This window comes from Limimaricola variabilis, assembly GCF_014195545.1.
In the GTDB taxonomy this organism is placed as follows: domain Bacteria; phylum Pseudomonadota; class Alphaproteobacteria; order Rhodobacterales; family Rhodobacteraceae; genus Limimaricola; species Limimaricola variabilis.
In genome coordinates this window covers 56966-79838 of record NZ_JACIBX010000015.1, presented here as the reverse complement: position 1 = coordinate 79838, position 22873 = coordinate 56966, and the positions used below count along the sequence as shown (strand labels likewise).

The following is a 22873-nucleotide window of genomic DNA, read 5'->3' as shown; positions in this document are numbered from 1 at the left end:
CGCCGCCTCGTCCCCTTCGGAATTTCGTCACCAGCACTGCATCTCTGCGCCGCCGGTGAGGGGCTATCTAGGGAAAGGTTCCAAAGGGCGCAAGCGTTTTTTCGGGGTGTGGCAGATTTTTTTCACCCCGCCGCTCACCGCCCTCTCCTGCTCATGCAAACGCCCCGGACCAGAGGGCCGGGGCGCGTCGATTGCGTCATCCGAGCGGGCCTATCCGCCCTCGGCTCGGCCCTCAGGCCAGCTTGGGATAAAGGAACACCGTCGTTTCCATCGGCACTTCGGGATAGAGCTCGATGATGTGGTCGTTGACCAGGCGCGCGCAGCCATTCGAGACCGCGGTGCCGATGGTCGAGGGCGCGTTGGTGCCGTGGATCCGCAGGAAGGTGTCGCGGCCGCCGTCGAAGAGATAGAGCGCGCGGGCGCCAAGCGGATTCTCGGGACCGCCCGGCATGCCGTCCTCGTACTGCTTGTACTTCTCAGGCTCACGCTCGATCATGTCGGGGGTCGGCGTCCAGCTCGGCCATTCCTTCTTGGCGCCGATCCGGAACACCCCGGTCTCGTAGAGCCCCTCGCGGCCAACACCGACCGAGTAGCGCATCGCCTTGCCACCAGGCAGCGTCCAATACAGCGCGAAGCGGTTGGGGTCGACGTGCAGCTCACCCGGATTCATGCTGGCGGGGATGTCGACCATCCGGGGCAGGAACCGCTCCGGTAGTTGCGCCGCCTCATCGCCATTTTCGTGGGCCCTGGCGCCGGTGCCGAGAATGCCGAGAGCGGTGCCTGCGGCCAGGAAGTATCGTCTGTCGATCATGTTCAGTGCCTCCGGGAAACCAATCGGCAAGAGATCGCCGTGGTTCCCGCGTTGGGTTGAAAACCAAGGCCCGTGACGCCGATGCGACAGGGCCGTCCCCTGCCCGCATGGCATGACCGCGCCCGGATGGGCAATGGTCGGCCAATCAAGCTCGCGTCAGCGCGCCGGAATCTGCCAACCGGCCGAGCCCCCTGAGCGCGGTTTCGGCGCAGATCGCCATCAACGCCACCAGCGCCGCGCCTTGCGCCACGAAGGCGGTGTTGCCGGATTGGAGGCCCGCGACGATCACCTCACCCAGACCCACCGCCCCCACCGTGCTGCCGATCGTGGCGGTGCCGATATTAATGACGGTGGAGAGCCGGATGCCGGTGAGGATCACCGGCATCGCCAAGGGAAGCTCGACCCGCCAGAGCCGCTGCACGCCCGACAAACCCATGCCGCGCGCCGCCTCGCGCACCGGGGCGGAGACACCGCGCAGCCCCGCCACCGTGGTCTCGAACACCGGCAGCAGGCCGTAGACGCACAGCGCGAGGAAGGTCGGCTCGAAGCCGAAGCCCAGAAGCGGCACCGCGACGGCCAGCACCGCGATCGGCGGAAAGGTCTGGCCGAGGTTCGAGGCCATCCGTGCCAGCGTCATGAACTCGGCCCCGCCGGGACGGGTCACGAGAATGCCGAGCGCGAGCCCGATCACGGTCGCGACCAGCCCGGCCGCGCCGACCAACGCGAGGTGCCACAGCGCCAAGGTCATCAGCGGCTTGCGGTCGTAGATCAGATCCTGGCCCGGCTCGGCCAACAGCCGCAGCAGCGGCGTCATCAGCTCCGGCCGCAGCAGGAGCACGACCAGCAGCGCGGCAAGGACGAGCGGCGCGAGGAAGTACCGCCTCACGCCGCCCCCCTTGTGCCGACGCGCCAGATGTCCTCGGCCCGGATTTCACCGGTGACCCGGTCCGCCTCGACCACGGCGAGCGCCTCTCCGCCCTCCCAGATCAGCCGCGAAGCGGCCTCGCGCAGCGTGTCGTCGGGAGCGACCCATTGCGCAGGCGCGGGGGCATCGGGCGCAGGGCGGGCCAGTTCGCGTACCCGGTGCAATGACAGGATCCGCAGCGCCCGGTCGTCGAGCCCGACGAACTGCCGCACGAAACCCTCGCGCGGGCCGCGCAACAGCCGCTCGGGCGTGTCGATCTGCAGGATCCGCCCGGCATCCATGACCGCGATCCGATCGGCGAGGCGGAACGCCTCGTCCATGTCATGGGTGACGATGATCGCGGTCAGGCCGCTGCGCCGGCGTATGGCGGTGAACTCGTCCTGCAGCCGGGCGCGGGTGACCGGGTCGAGCGCGCCGAACGGCTCGTCCATCAGCAGGATCTCGGGCTCGGCCGCCATGGCGCGGGCGACGCCGATGCGCTGCTGCTGGCCACCCGACAGCGCGGCGGGGTATTTCGGCCCGGCCTCGGCCGGGTCGAAGCCGAACAGCTCCAGAAGCTCATCGACCCGGGCGGCGATGCGCGACCGATCCCAGCCCAGCAGCCGCGGCACGGTCGAGATGTTGCGCGCCACGGTCCAGTGCGGGAACAGCCCGACGCCCTGGATCACGTAGCCGATGCCCCGGCGCAGCGCGTCGGGCGCCATCTCGCGCGCGTCGCGACCGGCGATCTCGACCCGGCCCTTGTCGGGCTCGATCAGGCGGTTGATCATCCGAAGCGTCGTCGACTTGCCGCAGCCCGAGGTCCCCACCAGAGCCAGCACCTCGCCGCGCGCCACCTCGAATCCGATGGCGTCCACCGCCACCGCGTCGCCAAAGCGGCGCGTCAGCGCCTCGACCCGGATCATCGCGCCCTTCATGCCGCCTCCCCTCTTGCCGTCGCCTCGATCATGGCGTCGAAGGCGAGGCTCGCCGCGATCGCCAGCGCCACGATCGGCAGCGTGCCGAGCAGCACCAGATCCATCGCCGCCTGCCCCATGCCGCGAAACACCAGCGTGCCGAAGCCGCCACCGCCGATCAGCGCCGCGACGGCGGCGAGGCCGATGGTCTGCACGACGGTGATGCGGATGCCGGTCAGGATGACCGGCAGCGCAAGCGGCAGTTCGACCTGCGCCAGCAGGCGCGCGGGCGACAGCCCCATGCCGCGCCCGGCCTCGCGCATCGCGGCTGGCACGCCCGAGAGCCCGGCATAGGTGTTGGCGGCGATCGGCAGCAGCGCGTAAAGCGCCAGCGCCACGATGGCGGGCGCCGCGCCGATGCCGCCCACTCCCCAGTCGCGCAGCCCGGGATAGCTGCGCGCCAGCGCGCCCAGCGGGACCATCAACAGGCCGAACATCGCGATGCTCGGCGTCGTCTGCAGGATGTTGAGCACCGGCAGGATCACGGCGCGGGCACGCGGGCAGGCAAAGCAGAGCCAGCCCAGCGGCAAGCCGATAAGCAGCGCGGGGACCAGCGCGCCCAGCACGAGGCGCAGATGACCGGCCAGCGCCGCGTCGAACACGTCGCGGTTGGCGTCGTATTCGCGCAGGATCGACAGATCGTCGAAGAAGCCCGTCTGCAGCGCCAGCGCCAGCGCCGCGACCGGCCCGGCGAGCAGTGCGATCCGCACCATCGCCCGCAGGCCGATCCGCGCCGCCGCATCGGCCGCGGCCAGCGCCAGGAACGCCGCCGCGATCCAGAACCCGCCCCCGAGCGAAACCCGGGCGAACTCCGACGTCTCGGCCATCAGCGCTTCCGCCCCCTGCCCGGCCATCCAGCCGAGCAGCGCCAGCGCGGCGAGGGCCAGTGCCAGCCGCAGAACCTGCGACCCGCTCAGGATCGTCCCCAAGGCCAGCGCCGCCAGGAGCGCGGTGGCGTAAGCCGAGCCGCCGGTCGCGGCCCAAGCCATCACCCCGTCGCCACCGACGATGCGGTTGGCGCGGAAATCGAGTAGCGGCAGCAGTGCCAGCCCGCCCAGCGCCGGCCCGGCATAGACCAGCGCGGCGCGCCGAGCGGGCGCGGACACGGCCCCGCTCAGTCCAGCAGCCCCGCCTCGGTCAGGTGATCGCGCGCCACGTCGGCGGCGTTTTCGCCGCCGAGCTGGATACGGGCGTTGAGCGATTGCAGCGTCTCGAGATCGAGCCCCTCGAAGACCGGTGCAAGCAGTTCCTCGACCTGCGGGTACTCCTCGAGCGCCTCGCGGCGGATGATCGGCGCCGGGCGATAGACCGGCTGCACCGACTTGTCGTCCTCCATCACCCGCAGCCCGACCTCGGCGATGGCGCCGTCGGTGCCATAGACCATCGCGGCATTGGCGCCGTCGATCTGCTCGGCCGCGGCGCGGATCGTGGCGGCGGTGTCGCCGCCCGACAGGATCACCAGCTGGTCACCCGACAGCTCGAAACCATAGGTCTCCTGGAAGGCGGGCAGCGCGGCGTCGGAATTGACGAACTCGGCGCTGGCCGCGAGCGTGAGATCGCCGCCCGAGGAGATGAATTCGCCCATGTCGGACATGGTCTCGAGGCCGTTCTCCTCGGCGAGATCCTGGCGCAGCGCGATCGCCCAAGTGTTGTTGGCCGGTGCCGGGGTCAGCCAGACGATGTCGTTGGCCTCTGCATCGAGCTTCGACACCTCCTCATAACCGGCATCGGCGTCGCGCCAGACCTCGCTTTCGGCCTGATCGAAGAAGAAGGCGCCGTTGCCGGTGTATTCGGGATAGATGTCAATCTCGCCCCCGGTGATCGCCTGCCGCACGATCGGCGTGGCGCCCAGGCCGATCCGGTCTTCGACCTCGATGCCGGCATCCTCGAGCACCAGCTTGATCATCTGGCCGAGCAGCCCGCCCTCGGTGTCGATCTTCGAACCGACGACGATCTCGGCCGAGACGGTTGAAGCGCCGGTGACGGCGGCGGCGAGGGTAGCTGCGAAAAGCGGGGTGTTGCGCATGACGTGGCCCTTTGTGCGAATGATAACGGCCACTTCCGCCCCTCGCGGCAGCGACGCGCCCCAAGGGTAGGCGATGGCCGCGAGGCTTCAAGCGAAAAGGTGACCGCAAGCGACGGAACCTGTGACGCCGCGGGAACCGGCAGCGCCCGGGCCGGTTGAGCCAGACCCACAGCCAAGAAGAGGGACCTTGGTTCATGTATGACGAGAAGCCGCGCCCGGGCGAGACGGGCCGCGACGAGATCGACAGCGCAAGGGGGCTGCAGCACCTGGCGAAGTCGCGGATCTGCATCGAGGGCATCGATCCCGAAATCGATGGCGGGCGCTTTGCCGCCAAATGCGTCGCCGGCCGCCGCTTCACCATCCAGGCCGACATTTTCGGCGAGGGGCACGACACGATCCGCGCCGCACTGCTGTGGTGGCGACAGGGATCGGAGGAGGTCCATGAAGAGCCGATGCGCTTTCTCGTCAACGACCGTTGGGAGGGGGGGTTCACCCCTCCGGAGAACGCGCTCTACCGCTACACGCTGATCGGCTGGCGCGACGACTTCCTCGGCTGGCGCAAGGACACCACCAAGAAGATCGCCGCCGGGCTGAACGTCGATGTCGAGGCGGAGATCGGCCATCGGCTGGTCGCCAATTCGCGCGACCACGCCCCCGAGGGCGAGGGGCGCGCCGCGCTCGAAAGCCTGGTGCACGCCACCAATCACGGCACCACCGATGAGCGGATCTCGATCCTGATGAACGACGAGACGCTGGCGCTGATGACCCGCGCCGGGCGGCGCTACGGGCTCACCCGACACGACCGCGACCTCGCCGTCTGGGCCGATCGCGAACTGGCCGCCTTCTCGGCGTGGTACGAGATGTTTCCGCGCTCCGCCGCGCCGGGGCTGCGCCACGGCACGTTCCGCGACGTGATCGACCGCCTGCCCTACGTGCAGGATCTGGGCTTCGACGTGCTTTACTTCACCCCGATCCACCCGATCGGGCGCACCAACCGCAAGGGCCGCAACAACTCGCTCAAGGCGGAGCCGGGCGATGTCGGTTCGCCCTATGCCATCGGTTCCGACGAAGGCGGGCACACCGCGATCCACCCCGAGCTGGGCACCATCGATGATTTCGATGCGCTGGTCGCCGAGGCCCGCAACCACGGCCTAGAGATCGCGCTCGACATCGCGCTCAACGCCTCGCCCGATCACCCGTGGATCAAGGAACACCCGGACTGGTTCGAATGGCGGCCCGACGGCTCGATCGCCTATGCCGAGAACCCGCCCAAGAAATACGAGGACATCGTCAACTTCCGCTACTATCGCGAAGATGGCAGCCCCAACGCCCCCTTCTGGGAAGCGGTGCGCGACATGTTCCTCTACTGGGCGGATCACGGCGTGCTGAACTTCCGGGTCGACAACCCGCACACCAAGCCGTTCCCCTTCTGGGAATGGATCATCGACGAGGTGCGCGCGAAATATCCCGGTACGGTGTTCCTGTCGGAGGCCTTCACCCGGCCGAAGATGATGAAGCGGCTCGCCAAGCTGGGCTACAACCAGTCCTACAGCTACTTCACCTGGCGCACGACCAAGCCCGAGCTGACCGAGTATCTGACCGAGCTGACGCAGGAGGAGTGCCGCCATTTCATGCGGCCGAACTTCTTCGTCAACACGCCCGACATCAACCCGCACTTCCTGCAGGATTCCGGGCGGCCCAGCCACCGCATCCGGCTCGCGCTCGCCGCGACGCTGGCCGGGAATTACGGCGTCTACAACGGCTTCGAGATCTGCGAGGGCACGCCGCTTCCGGGCAAGGAAGAGTATCTCGACAGCGAGAAATACGAGATCAAGGACTGGGACTTCGACCGCCCGGGCCACATCAAGGACGACATCCGGCTGATTAACCGCATCCGGCGCCAGCACGCCGCGATGCGCGACTTCACCAATCTCGAGTTCTTCGACGCGCATGACGACGCGGTGCTCTATTACGGCCGCTTCGACCGGGAGGCCGACAGCTATCTGCTGTTCCACGTGCTGCTCGATCCTCATGCCGGGCGCGAGTTCGGCTTCGACCTGCCGCTGTGGCGCTTCGATCTGCCCGACGAGGCTTCGATCGAAGTGCAGGACGCGGTCCACGGCAACCATTTCACCTGGCACGGCAAGCAGCACCGCCTGACGCTCGATCCCGAGAGCCGGCCCTATGCGATCTGGCGGCTGATCCCGCCGGGAGGAGCGAGAGACTGATGGAAGACCAGGTGACCCCCGATACCGAGGCCGCGACCGAAACCGCCCAGCGCGACTGGTACAAGGACGCGGTGATCTATCAGCTCCACGTCAAGGCCTACCAGGACAGCAACGGCGACGGCATGGGCGATTTCGCCGGCCTGATGAGCCGGCTCGACCATGTCGAGGAGTTGGGCGCGACCGCCGTGTGGCTGCTGCCCTTTTACCCCTCGCCGCTGCGCGACGACGGCTACGACATCCAGGAATACACCGAGATCAATCCGCAATACGGCAACATGGACGAGTTCCGCGCCTTCGTCGACGAGGCGCACCGCCGTGGCCTGCGGGTGATCACCGAGCTGGTGATTAACCACACCTCGGACCAGCACGAGTGGTTCCAGCGCGCCCGCCATGCCCCCAAGGGCAGCCCCGAGCGCGACTTCTATGTCTGGTCGGACGATCCGACCAAGTGGATGGACAAGACGCGGGTGATCTTCAACGACACCCATGACAGCAACTGGACCTGGGACCCGGTGGCCGGGCAGTTCTACTGGCACCGCTTCTTCGACCACCAGCCCGACCTGAACTTCGACAACCCCGAGGTTCTCAAGGAAGTGCTGCGGGTCATGCATTTCTGGCTCGACATGGGTGTCGACGGGCTGCGGCTCGACGCGATCCCCTATCTCGTCGAGCGCGACGGCACCAACAACGAGAACCTGCCCGAGACGCATGACGTACTGAAGGCGATCCGGGCCGATCTCGACGCGCATTACCCCGACAAGATGCTGCTCGCCGAGGCCAACCAGTGGCCGGAGGACACCCGCCCCTATTTCGGCGATGGCGACGAGTGCCACATGGGTTTCCACTTCCCGCTGATGCCACGCATGTACATGGCGGTGGCGCAGGAGGACCGGCACCCGATCACCGACATCATCCGCCAGACGCCCGAGATCCCTGAGGACTGCCAATGGGCGATCTTCCTGCGCAACCATGACGAGCTGACGCTCGAGATGGTGACCGACAAGGAGCGCGATTACCTCTGGGACACCTATGCGAGCGACAAGCGCGCGCGGATCAACATGGGCATCCGCCGCCGGCTGGCGCCGCTGATGCAGAACGACCGCCGCAAGATCGAGTTGCTGAACTCGCTGCTGATGTCGATGCCCGGCACGCCGATCCTCTATTACGGCGACGAGATCGGCATGGGCGACAACATCTATCTCGGTGACCGCGACGGGGTCCGCACGCCGATGCAATGGTCGCCAGACCGCAACGCCGGCTTCAGCCGCGCCGACCCGCAGCGGCTCTACCTGCCGACGATCCAGGACTCGATCTACGGCTACCAGGCCCTCAACGTTGAGGCGCAGGCCAAGGACCCCTCATCGCTGCTGAACTGGATGCGGCGGATGGTGCAGGTGCGCTCGAACCATACGGTGTTCGGTCGCGGCGAGATGAAGCTGCTCTACCCGTCGAACCGCCGCGTGCTCGCCTATATCCGCGAGCATGAGGGCGAGGCGGTACTCTGCGTCGCCAATCTGGGCCGTACCGCGCAGGCGGTTGAGATCGACCTGTCTGGCTATCAGGGCCGGGTGCCGATCGAGCTCACCGGGCATTCGGCCTTCCCGCCGGTCGGCGCGCTGCCCTACCTGATCACCCTGCCCTCCTACGGCTTCTACTGGTTCCTGCTGGCCGATGAGGACCAGGCACCGGCCTGGCACACCCCGGCGCAGCAGATCCTTCCGGAGTTCGTGACGCTGACCACCCGTGACGGCCGGGTCTCCTCGGCGATCTCCGGCCGCGACGGGCGCCTTCTGGGCAACGACGTGCTGCCCAAGTTCCTGCCGCTGCAACGCTGGTTCGCGGCCAAGGACGCCCGCATCAGCCGGGTCGGCATCGAGCCGATCGCCGAGATCGGCGGCAATGGCGCGCTTGGGCTGATCGAGGTCGAGGTCGGTGGCGAGACGCAGCACTACCTGCTGCCGCTGGCCGCGGTCTGGGGCGAGGACAGCGTGGGCTTCGGCTCCGCGACGCTGGGCTATACCATGGCCAAGCTGCGCAAGGGGCCGCGGGTCGGCGGGCTGATCGACGGCACGGTCGACGAGACGCTGATGGGCGAGTTGCTCGAAGCGCTGCGCCAAGGCTACGAGACCGACACGCCGCGCGGCCGGCTGGTCTTCGCGCCCAGCGCCGCCATGGCCGAGATCGAGGATCCGGGCGAGCCGCGGCTGCTCAATGTCGAGCAATCCAACGCCACCGTCGCCTTCTCGGACAAGGTCATCCTCAAGATCTACCGCCGGCTGCGCGCCGGCACCCAGCCCGACATCGAGGTGTCGCGCTTCCTCACCGACGTGGCGGGCTTCGAGAACACCCCCGCATTCCTGGGCGAGATCGCGCTGCGCCCCGACGGGGGCGAGACCACTGCGCTGGGCGTGGCCTTCGCCTATGTCGCCAACCAGGGCGACGCCTGGGGAGCGCTGACCGGCGCGCTTGACCGCTACCTGCAGGATGCGGCCACCGGCAACGAGGAGGAGATGCCCTCCTACATGCCGGTACTCGAGGTCGCCGGGATCCTGGGCCGCCGCACCGCAGAGATGCACCGCGCTCTGGCGCATCCGACCGACGACCCGGCCTTTGCGGCCGAGCCCCTGACTTCGGCCGAGCTTGCCGCTTTGTGCGACGAGGTGCGGGCCGAGACGGTGGCGATGCTCGACAGGCTGCAGGGGATGAAAGACCTCTCCGAGCGCGCCGCTGCCCTGTCGCGGGAGATCCAGAGCAACCGCGACAAGCTGATCGCGCGGATCGACGCGGTGTCGCAGATGGCGCCCTCGGGGATGCGCACCCGCATCCATGGCGACTATCATCTCGGCCAGGTGCTGATGGCCCAGAACGACGTGATGGTCATCGATTTCGAGGGCGAGCCGCGTCGTAGCCTCGACGAACGCCGCGCCAAGAGCCATGCGCTGCGTGACGTCGCGGGGATGCTGCGCTCGCTCGACTACGCCGCGCAATCGGCGCTGCGCTGGGCCGAGCAATCGGCCAATGACGGCGAGGACGCGGCGGTTTTGGTGCATGATTGGCACGACCGCGCGGTTGCCGATTTCATGGCCGCCTACCGCGAGGTGATCGCCGACAGCCCGGCGCATCCGACCGAGGAGAGCTTCGCGGATGCGTTGCTCGATCTCTTCCTGATCCAGAAGGCTGTCTACGAAGTGGGTTACGAGCTTGCCAGTCGCCCGGCATGGGTGGACATTCCGCTGAGCGGTCTGCTCGACCTGATCGACGAAAAGGACAATTCATGACCATGAGCGACACTGAGGCCCAGCCCAACAAGGCCGCCCCGGACGCCGCGCGCATCGAGGCCATCATCCGCGGCCGGATGGGCGACCCGTTCGAGCTTCTCGGGCCGCACCGGGACGCGGATGGCACGATGACCCTGACCGTCTTCGCCCCCGACGCGGCAAAGGTGATCGCCGTGACGCCCGAGGGCGACGATCTCGCCCCGCTCGAGCGGGTGAATCCCGAGGGCGTGTTCTGGGGCAAGCTGCCCGAGGGCTTCGAATTCGGTACGCCCTACCGGCTGCGGATGAAGGCCGGCGCCCATGAATGGGAGCGCGACGACCCCTACCGCTTCACCCCGGTGCTGGGTGAAATGGACGAGTATCTCGTCGCCGAGGGCCGCCACGAAGAGATCTGGAAGCGGCTCGGTGCCCATCCGATCAGCCATGAGGGCGTCGAAGGCGTCTGCTTCGCGGTCTGGGCGCCCAACGCCCGCCGGGTCAGCGTCGTCGGCCACTTCAACGCCTGGGACGGCCGCCGCCATCCGCTGCGCCGCCGCTTCGGCGCCGGGCTGTGGGAGCTGTTCGTGCCCGGCCTCGCCATCGGCGATCTCTACAAATTCGAGATCGTCGGCGCGCATGGCGACCTGCAGCCGCTCAAGGCAGACCCGATGTCGTTCCGCCAGGAGCAGCCGCCGGCCACCGGATCGATCGTGCACGGCATGCATCGCCACGAATGGCAGGATGCTGAGTGGATGGCGCGCCGCAACAAGAGCACGCTGCACGAAAATCCGGTGTCGATCTACGAGGTGCATCTCGGCAGTTGGCGCCGTGGTGCCGATGGCGAGGTGCTCGACTACGACACGATCGGCGCGATGCTGGTCGACTACCTGCGGGACATGAACTTCACCCATGTGGAATTCATGCCGGTCTCCGAGCATCCCTTCACCGGGTCGTGGGGCTACCAGCCGGTCGGGCTTTTCGCGCCGACCTCGCGCTATGGCACGCCGGAGCAGTTTGCCGCCATGGTCGACCGTCTGCATCAGGCCGGGATCGGCGTCATCGTCGATTGGGTGCCGGCACATTTCCCGACCGACGCGCATGGCCTCGCCAATTTCGACGGCACCGCTCTCTACGAGCACGCCGACCCGCGGCAGGGCTTCCACCAGGACTGGAACACGCTGATCTACAATTTCGGCCGCAACGAGGTCGCGAACTTCCTGCGCTGCTCGGGCACCTTCTGGCTCGACAAGTACCACATCGACGCGCTGCGCGTGGATGCTGTCGCCTCGATGCTCTACCTCGACTACTCCCGCAACGAGGGCGAGTGGATCCCCAACCAGTATGGCGGCCGCGAGAACCTCGACGCGATCGAGTTCCTCAAGGACACCAACCATCAGGTGCAGGTGCGCACACCGGGCGCCGCCACCATCGCCGAGGAGAGCACCGCTTTTCCGGGCGTGAGCCGTCCCGTCGACCAGGGCGGCTTGGGCTTCGACTTCAAGTGGAACATGGGCTGGATGCACGACTCGCTGTCCTACATCCAGGAGGACCCGATCAATCGGAAGTATCATCACCACCAGATGACCTTCTCGATCCACTATGCTTGGTCGGAGAATTTCGTGCTGCCGATCAGCCATGACGAAGTGGTGCATGGCAAGGGCTCGCTGCTGAACAAGATGCCGGGCGACCGCTGGCAGAAATTCGCGAACCTGCGGGCCTATCTGGGCTTCATGTGGACCCACCCCGGCAAGAAGCTGCTCTTCATGGGCTGCGAGTTCGGGCAGGAGCGCGAGTGGAACCACGACCAGTCTCTCGACTGGCATCTGCTCGAGGACGAGAAGCACAAGGGTGCGCAGAACCTCGTGCGCGATCTCAACCGGATCTACCGCGACGAGCGGGCGCTGCACGTGCTCGACTGCGACCCGGCCGGTTTTGAGTGGGTCGACGGCGCAGACGATCAGAAGTCGATCTTCGCCTTCCTGCGCAAGGGCCGCAGCGGTTCGCGCCCGGCGCTGGTGATCTCCAACATGACCCCTGTCGTGCGCGAGGATTACCGCATCGGTGTGCCCGAGGGCGGCGAGTGGATGGAACTGCTCAACACCGACGCCGAGATCTATGGCGGCTCGGGGGTAATCAATTCCGGTCGCATCACGGCGCGTCCCGAGGAATGCCACGGCCGCTCGGTCTCGCTGTCGCTGACGCTGCCGCCGCTGGCGACCGTCGTCCTGGTCCCCGACCGCTGACGGCGCGGGCCCTCGGGCCCGCCCCCAACTCTCACGGCCCGGGCCATGCCCGGGCCCCATCACGGAGCCCGGATGTCAGACCTCGCCGCCCTCGCCCGTCATCATGGGATCACCACCGAATACGACGACCCGCATGGCGGCACCCGGCCGGTACCGGAGGCCACGCTACGACTGATCCTGAACAAGATCGGCGTCGATCCTGATACGCCGATTTCCGGCGATCCGGCACCGACCGAGATGCGGGTGCCCGAAGACGGCGTCTGCCACTTTCCGAACTGGCTCGAAGACGCGCTGTCCTGGGGGATCTTCTGCCAGCTCTACGAGCTGCGCTCGGTGCGCAATCACGGCATAGGTGATTTCCGCGACCTCGCCGAGATGGCGCGGATCGCGGCGCGCGCGGGAGCGGATTTTCTAGGGGTGAACCCGCTCCACGCGCTGTTCTGGGGCGATCCGGGGCGGCGCAGCCCGTTTTTCCCCTCGACCCGCAGCTTTCTCAACCCGGCCTATGTCGCGCTCGACGATCTGCCCGGCCACGACCCGGCCGATATCGACGCAGGCCCGCTGCGCGACGGCGATCTGGTGGATTACGACGCCGTCCTGCCGGCCAAGCTCGCGGCGCTGCGACGCGCCTATGACCGTCGCCCCTTCGACGGCGACGAGACCGAGTTCGACGATTTCGTTGCGCGCGGCGGCGAGGCGCTGCGCCGCCACGCGCTGTTCGAGGCGCTGTCGCTCAAGATGACTGCCGAGGGGCATGGCGCGGGCTTCGCGAACTGGCCAGAGCCGCTGCGCGACGCCGAAGGCGACGCGGTCGCCACCTTTGCCCGCGACGAGGCCGATGCGGTCCGGTTCCACCTCTGGCTGCAATGGCAGGCCGCGCGCCAGCTCGACGCCGCCCAGCGCGCCGCCATCGATGCGGGGATGCGGATCGGGCTCTATCTCGACCTCGCGGTGGGCGAAGCGCCCGACGGCTCGGCCCGCTGGGGCGACGGCGCGGCCCAGATGACCGATCTCGCGGTCGGCGCCCCGCCCGACATGTTCGCGGCCGACGGCCAGTATTGGGGCCTCTCGGCCTTCAACCCCGGCGCGTTCAAGGCCCGCGACTTCGCGCCCTTCCGCGACATGATCGCGGCGCAGCTCGCCCATGCCGGGGCGCTCAGGATCGATCATGCCATGGCGCTGTGGCAGCTCTTCCTGATCCCCGAGGGCGAACCGGCGAGCGCCGGCGCGCATCTTCGCTATCCCTTTGACGAATTGCTGCGCGTTCTGGCGGCCGAAAGCCGCGACAAGGGCGCGGTGGTGATCGGCGAGGATCTGGGCTTCGTGCCCGACGGCTTCCGCGAGGCGATGCAGGCGGCGAATATCCTGTCCTACTCGATCCTCTACTTCGAAAAGGACGGCCACCGCTTCAAGCGCCCCGAGGAATACCGCGCCCGGGCGCTGGCCTGCCTGTCGACCCATGACCTGCCGGTGCTGGAGCGCTGGTGGGCGGGCGAGGACATCGCGCTGCGGCGAGAGCTGGGCCTCGTGGGGGAAGAGGACAGCGACGCCCATGCCCGCGAGCGCACCCGCGAGCGCCGGGCCCTGCTCGACGCGCTGCGCGCCACCGGGGCACTGCGCGGCCGGCTGCCACGTCAGAAGGACATGCCCCGCGCGGTGCTGGTCGCGGCCTATCGCTACCTCTCAAAGACGCCGGCGGCGCTGGTCGGCGTGCGGCTGGCTGACATGGTCGGACCGCAGGCCCCGACCAACATGCCCGGCACGATGGACGAGTATCCGAACTGGCGTCCGCGCGCCCGGCTCGACCTGTCCGAGATCGAGGCGCATCCCGACTTCGACGCGGTGACCGCGATGATGCGCAGGACCCGTCCGCGACGCGCTTGACAGGCGGCTGACCCGGCGGCAGGGTGGCGGCACTTCACCAGGGGGGCCCCGGCAAGGGGCTGAGATAGCGCTGGGCGAGGTCCTTTGGACCCACGCGCGCGCGGACCCTTCGAACCTGATCCAGTTCATACTGGCGTAGGGACGGTGCGCGGCCTCGGGCGTTCTACATGCCTGCCCGAATCCGCAACTCCCCCCGCTGTCATGCTGGATCGTCACCGACGCGAGAGGACGCCGCATGACGATCAACACCACCCCGCCCGAATTGCCCAAGGTCACCACGGACCCGCTGCCCGCCTCCACCAAAATCCATGTCCCGGGCCGCCTGTTTGCCCAGATCCGGGTGCCGATGCGCGAGATCGCCCTGCATCCGAGCGCGGGCGAGCCGGATGTCCGGGTCTATGACAGCTCGGGCCCCTATACCGACCCCGAGACCGCGATCGACACCTCGGCGGGCCTCGCGCGGCACCGCGAAAGCTGGATCGACGCGCGCGGCGATACCGAGCGCTACGAAGGCCGTGCCACGCGTCCCGAGGATAACGGCCGCGCCGCCGCCTCGGACCGGCTGCGCCCCTTCCCGACCCGCCACCTTCCGCGCCGGGCCACCGGCGACCGCGCCGTCACGCAGCTTGCCTATGCGCGCGCGGGCATCGTCACCGCGGAGATGGAATACGCGGCGATCCGCGAGAACATGGGCCGCGACGCTGCGCTGGCGCGGGCGCGCGACGGCGAAAGCTTCGGCGCCGCGATTCCCGACCACGTCACGCCCGAATTCGTGCGCGACGAGATCGCCCGGGGCCGCGCCATCATCCCGTCGAACATTAACCATCCCGAGCTCGAGCCGATGGTGATCGGCCGCAACTTCCTCGTGAAGATCAACGCCAATATCGGTAACTCTGCGGTCACCTCCTCGATGGAGGAGGAGGTCGAGAAGATGGTCTGGGCGATCCGCTGGGGCGCCGACACGGTGATGGACCTCTCGACTGGGCGCGACATCCACGACATCCGCGACTGGATCATCCGCAATTCCCCGGTGCCGATCGGCACGGTGCCGCTCTACCAGGCGCTGGAGAAGGTCGGCGGCATCGCCGAGGACCTCACCTGGGAGGTATTTCGCGACACGCTGATCGAGCAGGCCGAACAGGGCGTGGACTACTTCACCATCCATGCGGGTCTGCGCCTGCACCACGTGCCGCTCACCGTGGGGCGCACCACCGGCATCGTCAGCCGCGGTGGCTCGATCATGGCGAAGTGGTGCCTGCACCATCACAAGGAAAGCTTTCTCTACGAGCATTTCGAGGAAATCTGCGAGATCTGCCGCCGCTACGACGTGTCGTTCTCCCTGGGCGACGGGCTGCGTCCCGGCTCCATCGCCGATGCCAACGACGCCGCGCAGTTCGCCGAGCTGGAGACGCTGGGCGAACTCACCCAGATCGCCTGGAAGCATGACTGCCAGGTGATGATCGAGGGCCCCGGCCACGTCGCCATGCACAAGATCAAGGAGAACATGGACAAGCAGCTGGCCTGCTGCGACGAGGCACCGTTCTACACGCTGGGACCGCTCACCACCGACATTGCGCCGGGCTACGACCACATCACCTCCGGCATCGGCGCCGCGATGATCGGTTGGTTCGGCTGCGCCATGCTGTGCTACGTCACGCCCAAGGAGCATCTGGGCCTGCCCGACCGCGACGACGTGAAGACCGGCGTCATCACCTACAAGATCGCCGCTCATGCCGCCGATCTCGCCAAGGGGCATCCGGGCGCGCAGATCCGCGACGACGCGCTGTCTCGCGCGCGCTTCGAGTTCCGCTGGGAAGACCAGTTCAACCTCGCGCTCGATCCTGACACGGCGCGATCCATGCATGACGAAACGCTACCCGCGGCGGCGCACAAGACGGCGCATTTCTGCTCCATGTGCGGGCCGAAGTTCTGCTCGATGCGGATCAGCCACGACATCCGCGCCGAGGCGCAGAAGGAGGGCATGGAGAAGATGGCGGCGAAGTTCAGGGAAGGCGGCCAGCTCTACCTGCCCGAAGCCGAAAGCTGACGCCGCCCTCTGGGCGGGCGCCCGGGCCGGGGATCACCCCGGCCCGTGGCTTCAGCCCTGCGGCGCGGTCTGGGCGGCCGCGCCCTGCCCGGCCGCCCGCTCGCGATGCACCACATAGGCGCCCGAGCCGAGAATGATGGCGGTGCCCAGCGCCGTCATCGCATCCGGCAGGTCGCCGAAGACCGCGAAGCCCAAGCCCACCGCGCCGACGATCTCCAGATACTGGAACGGCGCCAGCAGCCCTGCCTCGGCCCGGCGGAACGCCTCGGCGATCATCAGGAAGGTCGCGGCCGACAGCATCCCCACCAGCGGTAGCATGCCCCAGACCCAACCCGGCGCGCTGGCCGAGAGCGGCGCGACCAGCCCCGTGGCGGTCAGCAGCGCGAGCAGGCCCAGCGAGATCAAGGTGGCGTAGAACGTGGCACCGGTCTGGATCGTCAGCGCCGAACGGCTGCGTGCCGCGTGGCGCAGGATCACCGCGTTGACCGCATAGCCGGTGGCCGAGGCCAGCGGCAGCAGCGCCGCCGGGGTGAAGCCGTCGAGGCCGGGCCGGATCACCACCAGCGCGCCGAGAAAGCCGACCGCGACGGCGGCGTAGCGGCGCGGCCCGATCCGTTCCCCGAGGAGCGGCGCGGCCAGCAGCACGAGGATCAGCGGCTCGACGAAGAACACCGCGATGGCGGTGGCGATGGGCATCACAGCGAAGGCGGCCACGAGGCCCGACATGGTGACCACCGCGCAGAGCCCCGACAGCGCCAGCAGCGGCGAGAAGATCGGCCCGCGCAAACGATGGCGCAGCAGCAGCGCCAGCAACGACAGCGCGGCAAGCTGGAACACGAAGCGCCAGGCCACCACCTCCATCGGCGGCAGCACCCCGGTCAGCAGCTTGGCCAGCGTGTCGCCCACCGGCAGCAGCGCCATCGCCACCACCATCAGCGCCATGCCGGTGCCGATCTCGCCGCTGGGACCGCGGCGCGGCCGCGCGACAGGGCTCTTGGAACGGGGTCGGATCATCGACGTCTCCCAACATGCGCGCCCATGAGCATGAGCGCGGCGGTCCGGGCGTCCGGGACATCTGCAGGATGCGGCCCACGGGTCGGGGCGACGCCATCGCCCGCCGTTACACCGGCCGCAGACCATGGCTAGGAGGTGGCACCGCGCCGGTCAAGCCTGCAGCGTCGGCAGCGCCAACCGGCGCGGCCGCGCCGTCTCGGCCTGCGCCCGGTCGGCGGCGAGCATATGGCGCAGCCGGCCGTCGATCCGGTCGGCGACATGGGCAGGCGCGCGGAACCAGTCGGTCGACCAGACCCGCTCGATCCGCCAGCCGAGCCCCTCCAGCACCGATTGCCGGATCCGGTCGCGGTCGCGCGCGGTGGCCGCGGAATGATAGCTCGCCCCGTCGCATTCGATCCCCGCCAGATAGGCGCCGCCCCGGTCGGGATGCACCACCGCGAGATCGATGCGGAAGCCCGAGACGCCGATCTGCGTCCGGACCTCCCAGCCCCGTGCCTCGAGGCTGCGCGCCACCGCCTCCTCGAACGGGTTCTCGGCCGGGCCGAGGCTGCCCTCGTCGCGCGCTGGCAGCGCCACGGCACCGCGTTCGGCATAGTCGAGAAACGCCTTGAGATCGGCCACGCCGCGCGCGCGCGATCGGCCCAGATCGATATCCCCCGCCCCCAGCGAGGCGAAGACATGCAGTTCGCGCCGCGCGCGGGTGATCGCGACGTTGAGCCGCCGCTCGCCGCCTTCGGCGTTGAGCGCGCCGAAATTCATCGACAGCTTGCCCGCGAGATCCGGCCCGAAGGTGACCGAGAACAGCATCACGTCGCGCTCGTCGCCCTGGATGTTCTCGAGGTTCTTTACGATCACCGGCTCCTCGCGCGCCTCGTCGAAGAACCATTCCAGCTCGGGCGCGTCGCGCCGCAGCGCGTCGAGATGATCGAGGATGAGCGCCTGTTGATCGCCGTTGAAGGTGATCACGCCGAAGCTGCGGCGCGCCGCCTCGGGCCGCTCCAGCTCGGCCGCGAGCCGCGCGCGCAGCATCGCGGTGACCGCGCGCGCCTCCTCCGCGTTGCTGCGTCCCCGCCCCCGGCCGTATCGGCCGTCGACCCGGTGCAGCCGTAGCGCATCACCCGCGCCGCCGGGCGAGGGAAAGGTGACAAGGCCGCCGTCATAGTAGAAGTGGTTCGAGAAGGCGATCAGCGCCTCGTCGCGCGAGCGGTAGTGCCAGTCGAGCCGCCGCACCGGTACGCCCGAGGCCGCCACCTCGTCGAGGATCGAGGGCATGTCCTTGAGCGCCACGTCCTCTTCTTCGTCCTCCTCCTCGGCGCGGCCGAAGAAATTGGTCGGCGGTAGCTGCTTGGGGTCGCCGACCACGATCGCCTGGCGGCCGCGGGCGATCGCGCCGATCGCGTCCCAGGTGGTGATCTGGCTGGCCTCGTCGAAGATCACCACGTCGAAGGCCGGCTGGCCCGCTGGCAGGTACTGCGCAACCGAGAGCGGCGACATCAGCACGCAGGGCGCCAGGCGTGGCAGGCTCTCTGGCATCTGGCCAAGCAGCTGCCGGATCGGCATGGAGGGTCGCTTGAGCCCGAGCTGGTGGCGCAGCACGCCCAGCTCCGAGGCGCGCGGCACGGCATCGCGTGCGGGCAGACCGCCACCGATCCGGCGCAGCACCTCGTTCGAGGCGAGCGCGGCGGCGCGCGCGTCGAGCATCCGGAACCGGGCGACGAGATCGTCCTGCGCCCAATGCGCGAAGTCGCGCAGCAGCGGGTCGGCATCCATGGCACGTGGCAACCACCACGCGGCATAGGCTGCCTCGAAAGCGGCGCGGGCCGGTCTGTCGAGCCGCCCTGCCTTGATCGCCACGATCAACGGGCCGAGCCCCGCAACCTCGGCCTTATGGCGCAGCGCCACCCAGCGGGTCCAGTCCGCCAGGCTCGCGGCCCGGCTCTCCAGCGCCTCCAGCGCCTTGGCAAGGTCGGCGGGGGCCGCGTCGTCTGGCACCCGCCCGCCCAAGGACTCGAAGGCCTCGCGGGCCGTCGTCATCTCCTTATCGGCTTCGGCCAGTGCCTTCAGGCCCGCGCGCAGCGGTCCGGCTCCCGGCTGCGTCAGCTCGGCCCGCACCGCGCCGAGGCGCGCGGGCTCCACCCCCTCACCCGCGAGCCCGGCCAGAGCCGTCTCCAACGCCCGCCGCGCCGCGACCATTTCGTCGAGCCGGTCGCCCGGCAGCTGCGCCAGCGGCGAGGCGTCGCGCGTGCGCCGCGCGCGGGCAAGCCAGTGCAGCGCGTCGAGATCACCGCCCGGATCGACGGTGCCGGAGCGCGCATGGCTCTGCAGCACGCTGCGCACGCGCCGCCGCGCCAGCGCCGAGAGCGGCCAGATCCCGGCCTCGGCGGCGCGCCACTCGGCATCGAGGGCCGAGACGTCGATCCGGGTATCGACATCTTCGGGATAGTCGGCGGCCAGCCTTCCGCGCGCGGAAGCCATCTCCGCCTCGGCCTCGCGGCGCGCCTCGACCGCGCGCTCCAGCTCCGCCAGCGGCAGATCGGGCAGCCGCGACAGGTCGGGCGCATCCTCCGCCGCCAGCGGCACGAGGCCCATCAGCAGCTTGCATCGCGCGGTCATGCGCGCCGCCTCAGGCGCAAGGCCGAGCCGGTCGCACAGCCCGCCCAGCGCCCGGTTCTGTCCCCGCGCCGCGCGGCCCAGCGTCGCCGCCGCAGCGAGAAACCGTTCCTGCCAGTCGAAGGACCACTCCGCCCCCGCCAGCAGATCGACCGGCGCATCGCGCCCGGCGACCTCGGCCAGACGCTCCAGGTCGCCCGCCATGTCGCGCAGCCGCGCATAGCTGGCGAAATCATGCGCGTCCGGCCCGGGAAAGACGAGCCGGAAGTCCGGCTCGCCGGCCGCCACACGACCGATCGCGTCGAACACCGAGAACCCCTGCCGCCCCTTGCGGTGCAGCGCCGCGACATAGGCGTTGAGCTGGTCGCGGGTGAGCCGCAGGTCCTCGGTCACCTCGACCCACTCGGCCTCGTCGCCGGCCGCCGCGCGGTCCCAGCCGCGCCCCAGCTGCGCCAGCACCGAGGCGCGGTCGGTCTTGTTCGAATGCAGCTCGAGACAGGCATCTCCCAGCCCGCAGGCCGCGAGACGGCGATGCACCACTTCGAGCGCGGCCGCCTTTTCCGCGACGAAGAGCACGGTCCGGCCCTGCGCCATGACCTGCGCGATGATGTTGGCGATGGTCTGGCTCTTGCCGGTGCCGGGCGGGCCGATCAGCACGAAGTCCCGCCCCTGCGCCGCCGCCGCCACGGCGGCGAGCTGGCTGCTGTCGGCGGGAAGCGACGTCACCAGATCGGCGGGCGCCAGTGCCCGGTCGAGGTCGCGCGGGCCGATCGCCGGCAGGTCGGGCTGCGGATATGCCGTCTCCGGCCCGTCGAGCAGGTGGCGCACCAGCGGGCTGTCGCGCAGTTCGGCCTCGCGCGCAACGAGATCCTCCCACATCAGGAACTTGGCGAAGGAGAAGGTCGAGAGCGACAGCTCCTCGATCACCTCGAAACCCGGCATGTCGCGCACCGCCAGCCGCACCAGATCGAAGATCCGCGCCAGATCGATGCCGCTGCCATCCCGCGGCAGCTCGCCGTCGAGCCCCGGCACGGACAGCGCGAAATCGCGGCGCAGGAATTCCAGCAGCGTCGCGTTGATCCGCACCTCGTCCTCGAGATGACCGATCCGGAAGGCCGAGCTGGCCGAGCGCCTTTCGAGCCGCGCAGGGATGAGCAGCAATGGCGCGCGATAGGCCCGGGTTTCTCCCGGCCGGCACCAGCGCAGGAAGCCCGCGGCAAGGAACAGCGTGTTGGTGCCGCCCTCCTGCATGTCGCTGCGCGCGCGACGATGCAGCGCGATCAGCCTTGCCTGCAGCTCGGCCTCGGCCAGCGGCGCGGCGAGCCGACCGCGCTCCTGCGCCTGCGCGGCGCGATGCGCCAGCTCGTCCCCCGAAAGGCTGTCGGCCCCCTCGAGCGCGACCGGCACCGCCCAGGCGCCACCCGCCAGCCGATCCTCGAGCGCGGCCATGTCGGCACAGAGCAACGGCACCGCGCCGCGCCCGTCGCGGAAATTCAGAAGCCGGTTGCGCAGGCTGAGGTCCAGCAACCGCCGCTGCCAGCGCTCGATCCGCCCTTCGGGCGTGGTCGGGGCGGGCTCGATGTCGTCGAGCGGCAGGTCGGCAGCCGTCGGGCCCTCGGGCAGCGCGGCGGCGACCGGGCTGGGCCCGGAGGCGGTCGCGAGCCGCGTATCCTCGAGCGGGGTGATCCCGGCCTGGCGCGCTGCCGCGACGTCGATGGCGGCTAGGAAGCCTTGCTCCTGCGCCGGGTCCGCGAGGGCCCGCCCGGCAGCGATCGCCGCTTCGAAGCCGGATTTGGGGCCAAGCAGCCGTTCGGGGTCGAGGGGCAGGAACTCGCGCGCGGCGACCGCCTTGCGCAGCACCACCGCGTCCGGCTCGACCACGCGGCCGAAATCGCGCGGCAGCAGCCAGACGCCGCACCAGATCCGGCCCTGCGCAAAGGCCACCACCGGGTGCAGGCCCAGCGCCTCGGCCCCGGCCGCAAACAGGAGCGCCGCCTCCAGCGGTGTGGCAAGCGCGTCCTCGCGGATCGTGGCGGTGGCGCGCAGCGGCTGGCCGCGCGCGGCGACATGGCCGGCCGCCACCGCGCCGCGCAGCCCCCAGCCCGCCAGCGCCGACCAGACCGCCGCCGCCTGCATCCAGGCACGGCCTGGATCGCCCGAGCGATAGCCGTCCGGCACGCCCCGCCCGGCCTGCTCCAAGAGCGCCGTGGCCTCGTCGGCCAGCCCCACCGCGAGCGCGGGATCGGGTCGCACGAAGGCGGGCAACAGGTGCGCCATCTCGCCCAGGCCGCCCCACTCGTCGCGGGACAGAAGCGTCAGCTCATGCGCGGCGCGCCCCAGCACCTGCCCGCCCTTCCGGGCCTCGAGCCGGAGCATGGCGGGCGTCGCCGCCTCCAGCGTGGCGAGCGGCACCGAATCGATCGACACAGCGAGATCGGCGATCTCCAGCAGCTCGCCCGGGCCGATGGTGTCGATCCGCCAGACCCGGGGGCGCAACACGGCTGGCTCGCTCCACAGATGCAGGTCGATCCCCGCCAGCGCGGTGGGCCCCTCATGGCGCAGCGTGAGCGCGCGCAGCACCGAGACCGCGTGCCGGGCGCTGACGAAGCCCAGCCGACTGGCGGCGTCGACCTCGATGGCGAGGCATGGCGCGGCGACCGGAAGCTGGCTGTCTGGGTTCGTCATCCGTTCTCTCCTGCGCTTCGGCGGACATGAATCCATTTGCCCTTTGTCGTCAACAGCCTCGCCGCCACCCGGCAGGGCCCCGCCGATCCGCGCGCGGCGCGAGAGGCTGGACAAGCCCCCCGCGCATGGATTTATCTCGCCCGAGGGCCCGCACCCGGGAGGGGCGCGGGACATGAGAGACAACAGG

The 22873-nt window shown here is 69.4% G+C and carries 12 protein-coding genes and 1 riboswitch; of the genes, 5 read left to right on the top strand and 7 right to left on the bottom strand.

All coding sequences use genetic code 11. The features are described from left to right. Window positions 1-232 precede the first annotated feature (232 nt). From FHS00_RS15470 to osmF, 5 genes are all read right to left on the bottom strand, one after another. A complete protein-coding gene (locus tag FHS00_RS15470) occupies window positions 233-811 on the bottom strand; it encodes a L,D-transpeptidase (protein ID WP_183474992.1) in 579 nt (192 codons plus the stop codon). A gap of 145 nt (window positions 812-956) precedes the next feature. Further along, entirely contained in the window at window positions 957-1697 is a 741-nt protein-coding gene (locus FHS00_RS15465) for an ABC transporter permease (protein WP_343064610.1), read from the bottom strand. Further along, on the bottom strand, window positions 1694-2653 hold the full coding sequence (locus FHS00_RS15460) for an ABC transporter ATP-binding protein (protein WP_246391386.1): 960 nt from the start codon (window positions 2651-2653) through the stop codon (window positions 1694-1696). The genes FHS00_RS15465 and FHS00_RS15460 overlap by 4 nt, the downstream gene beginning before the upstream one ends. After that, window positions 2650-3798, bottom strand: a complete 1149-nt coding sequence (locus FHS00_RS15455; protein ID WP_343064609.1) for an ABC transporter permease — start codon at window positions 3796-3798, stop codon at window positions 2650-2652. Before FHS00_RS15455 ends, FHS00_RS15460 begins: the two co-directional genes overlap by 4 nt. Before the next feature lie 8 nt (window positions 3799-3806). Beyond that, the gene (gene osmF / locus FHS00_RS15450; RefSeq protein WP_183474991.1) at window positions 3807-4718 is read right to left on the bottom strand and encodes a glycine betaine ABC transporter substrate-binding protein OsmF; all 912 of its coding nucleotides are present in this window, start codon (window positions 4716-4718) and stop codon (window positions 3807-3809) included. A gap of 194 nt (window positions 4719-4912) precedes the next feature. Between osmF and FHS00_RS15445 the strand changes: the two genes are divergently transcribed. The 5 genes from FHS00_RS15445 to thiC all read left to right on the top strand — a co-directional run bounded on the left by FHS00_RS15445 (window position 4913) and on the right by thiC (window position 16377). After that, the gene (locus FHS00_RS15445; RefSeq protein ID WP_183474990.1) at window positions 4913-6946 is read left to right on the top strand and encodes an alpha-1,4-glucan--maltose-1-phosphate maltosyltransferase; all 2034 of its coding nucleotides are present in this window, start codon (window positions 4913-4915) and stop codon (window positions 6944-6946) included. Beyond that, window positions 6946-10224 carry a maltose alpha-D-glucosyltransferase gene (gene treS, locus FHS00_RS15440; RefSeq protein WP_183474989.1) on the top strand — a complete coding sequence of 1093 codons (3279 nt, stop codon included), beginning with the start codon at window positions 6946-6948 and terminating at the stop codon, window positions 10222-10224. The genes FHS00_RS15445 and treS overlap by 1 nt, the downstream gene beginning before the upstream one ends. Further along, a complete protein-coding gene (glgB, locus tag FHS00_RS15435; RefSeq protein ID WP_183474988.1) occupies window positions 10221-12446 on the top strand; it encodes a 1,4-alpha-glucan branching protein GlgB in 2226 nt (741 codons plus the stop codon). Before treS ends, glgB begins: the two co-directional genes overlap by 4 nt. Before the next feature lie 72 nt (window positions 12447-12518). Next, window positions 12519-14330, top strand: coding sequence for a 4-alpha-glucanotransferase (gene malQ / locus FHS00_RS15430; RefSeq protein WP_183474987.1), 1812 nt, complete (start codon window positions 12519-12521; stop codon window positions 14328-14330). Between the two features lie 29 nt (window positions 14331-14359). After that, window positions 14360-14490, top strand: a riboswitch (TPP riboswitch). 75 nt (window positions 14491-14565) lie between these two features. Further along, the gene (gene thiC, locus FHS00_RS15425) at window positions 14566-16377 is read left to right on the top strand and encodes a phosphomethylpyrimidine synthase ThiC (RefSeq protein WP_183474986.1); all 1812 of its coding nucleotides are present in this window, start codon (window positions 14566-14568) and stop codon (window positions 16375-16377) included. Between the two features lie 51 nt (window positions 16378-16428). Here thiC and FHS00_RS15420 read toward each other — a convergent pair whose 3' ends face one another. Together FHS00_RS15420 and FHS00_RS15415 are read right to left on the bottom strand one after the other, a co-directional pair. Continuing rightward, window positions 16429-17391, bottom strand: coding sequence for a DMT family transporter (locus FHS00_RS15420; RefSeq protein WP_183474985.1), 963 nt, complete (start codon window positions 17389-17391; stop codon window positions 16429-16431). A 150-nt stretch (window positions 17392-17541) separates the two neighbouring features. Next, window positions 17542-22686 carry a DUF4011 domain-containing protein gene (locus tag FHS00_RS15415; RefSeq protein WP_183474984.1) on the bottom strand — a complete coding sequence of 1715 codons (5145 nt, stop codon included), beginning with the start codon at window positions 22684-22686 and terminating at the stop codon, window positions 17542-17544. Window positions 22687-22873: the final 187 nt, after the last annotated feature.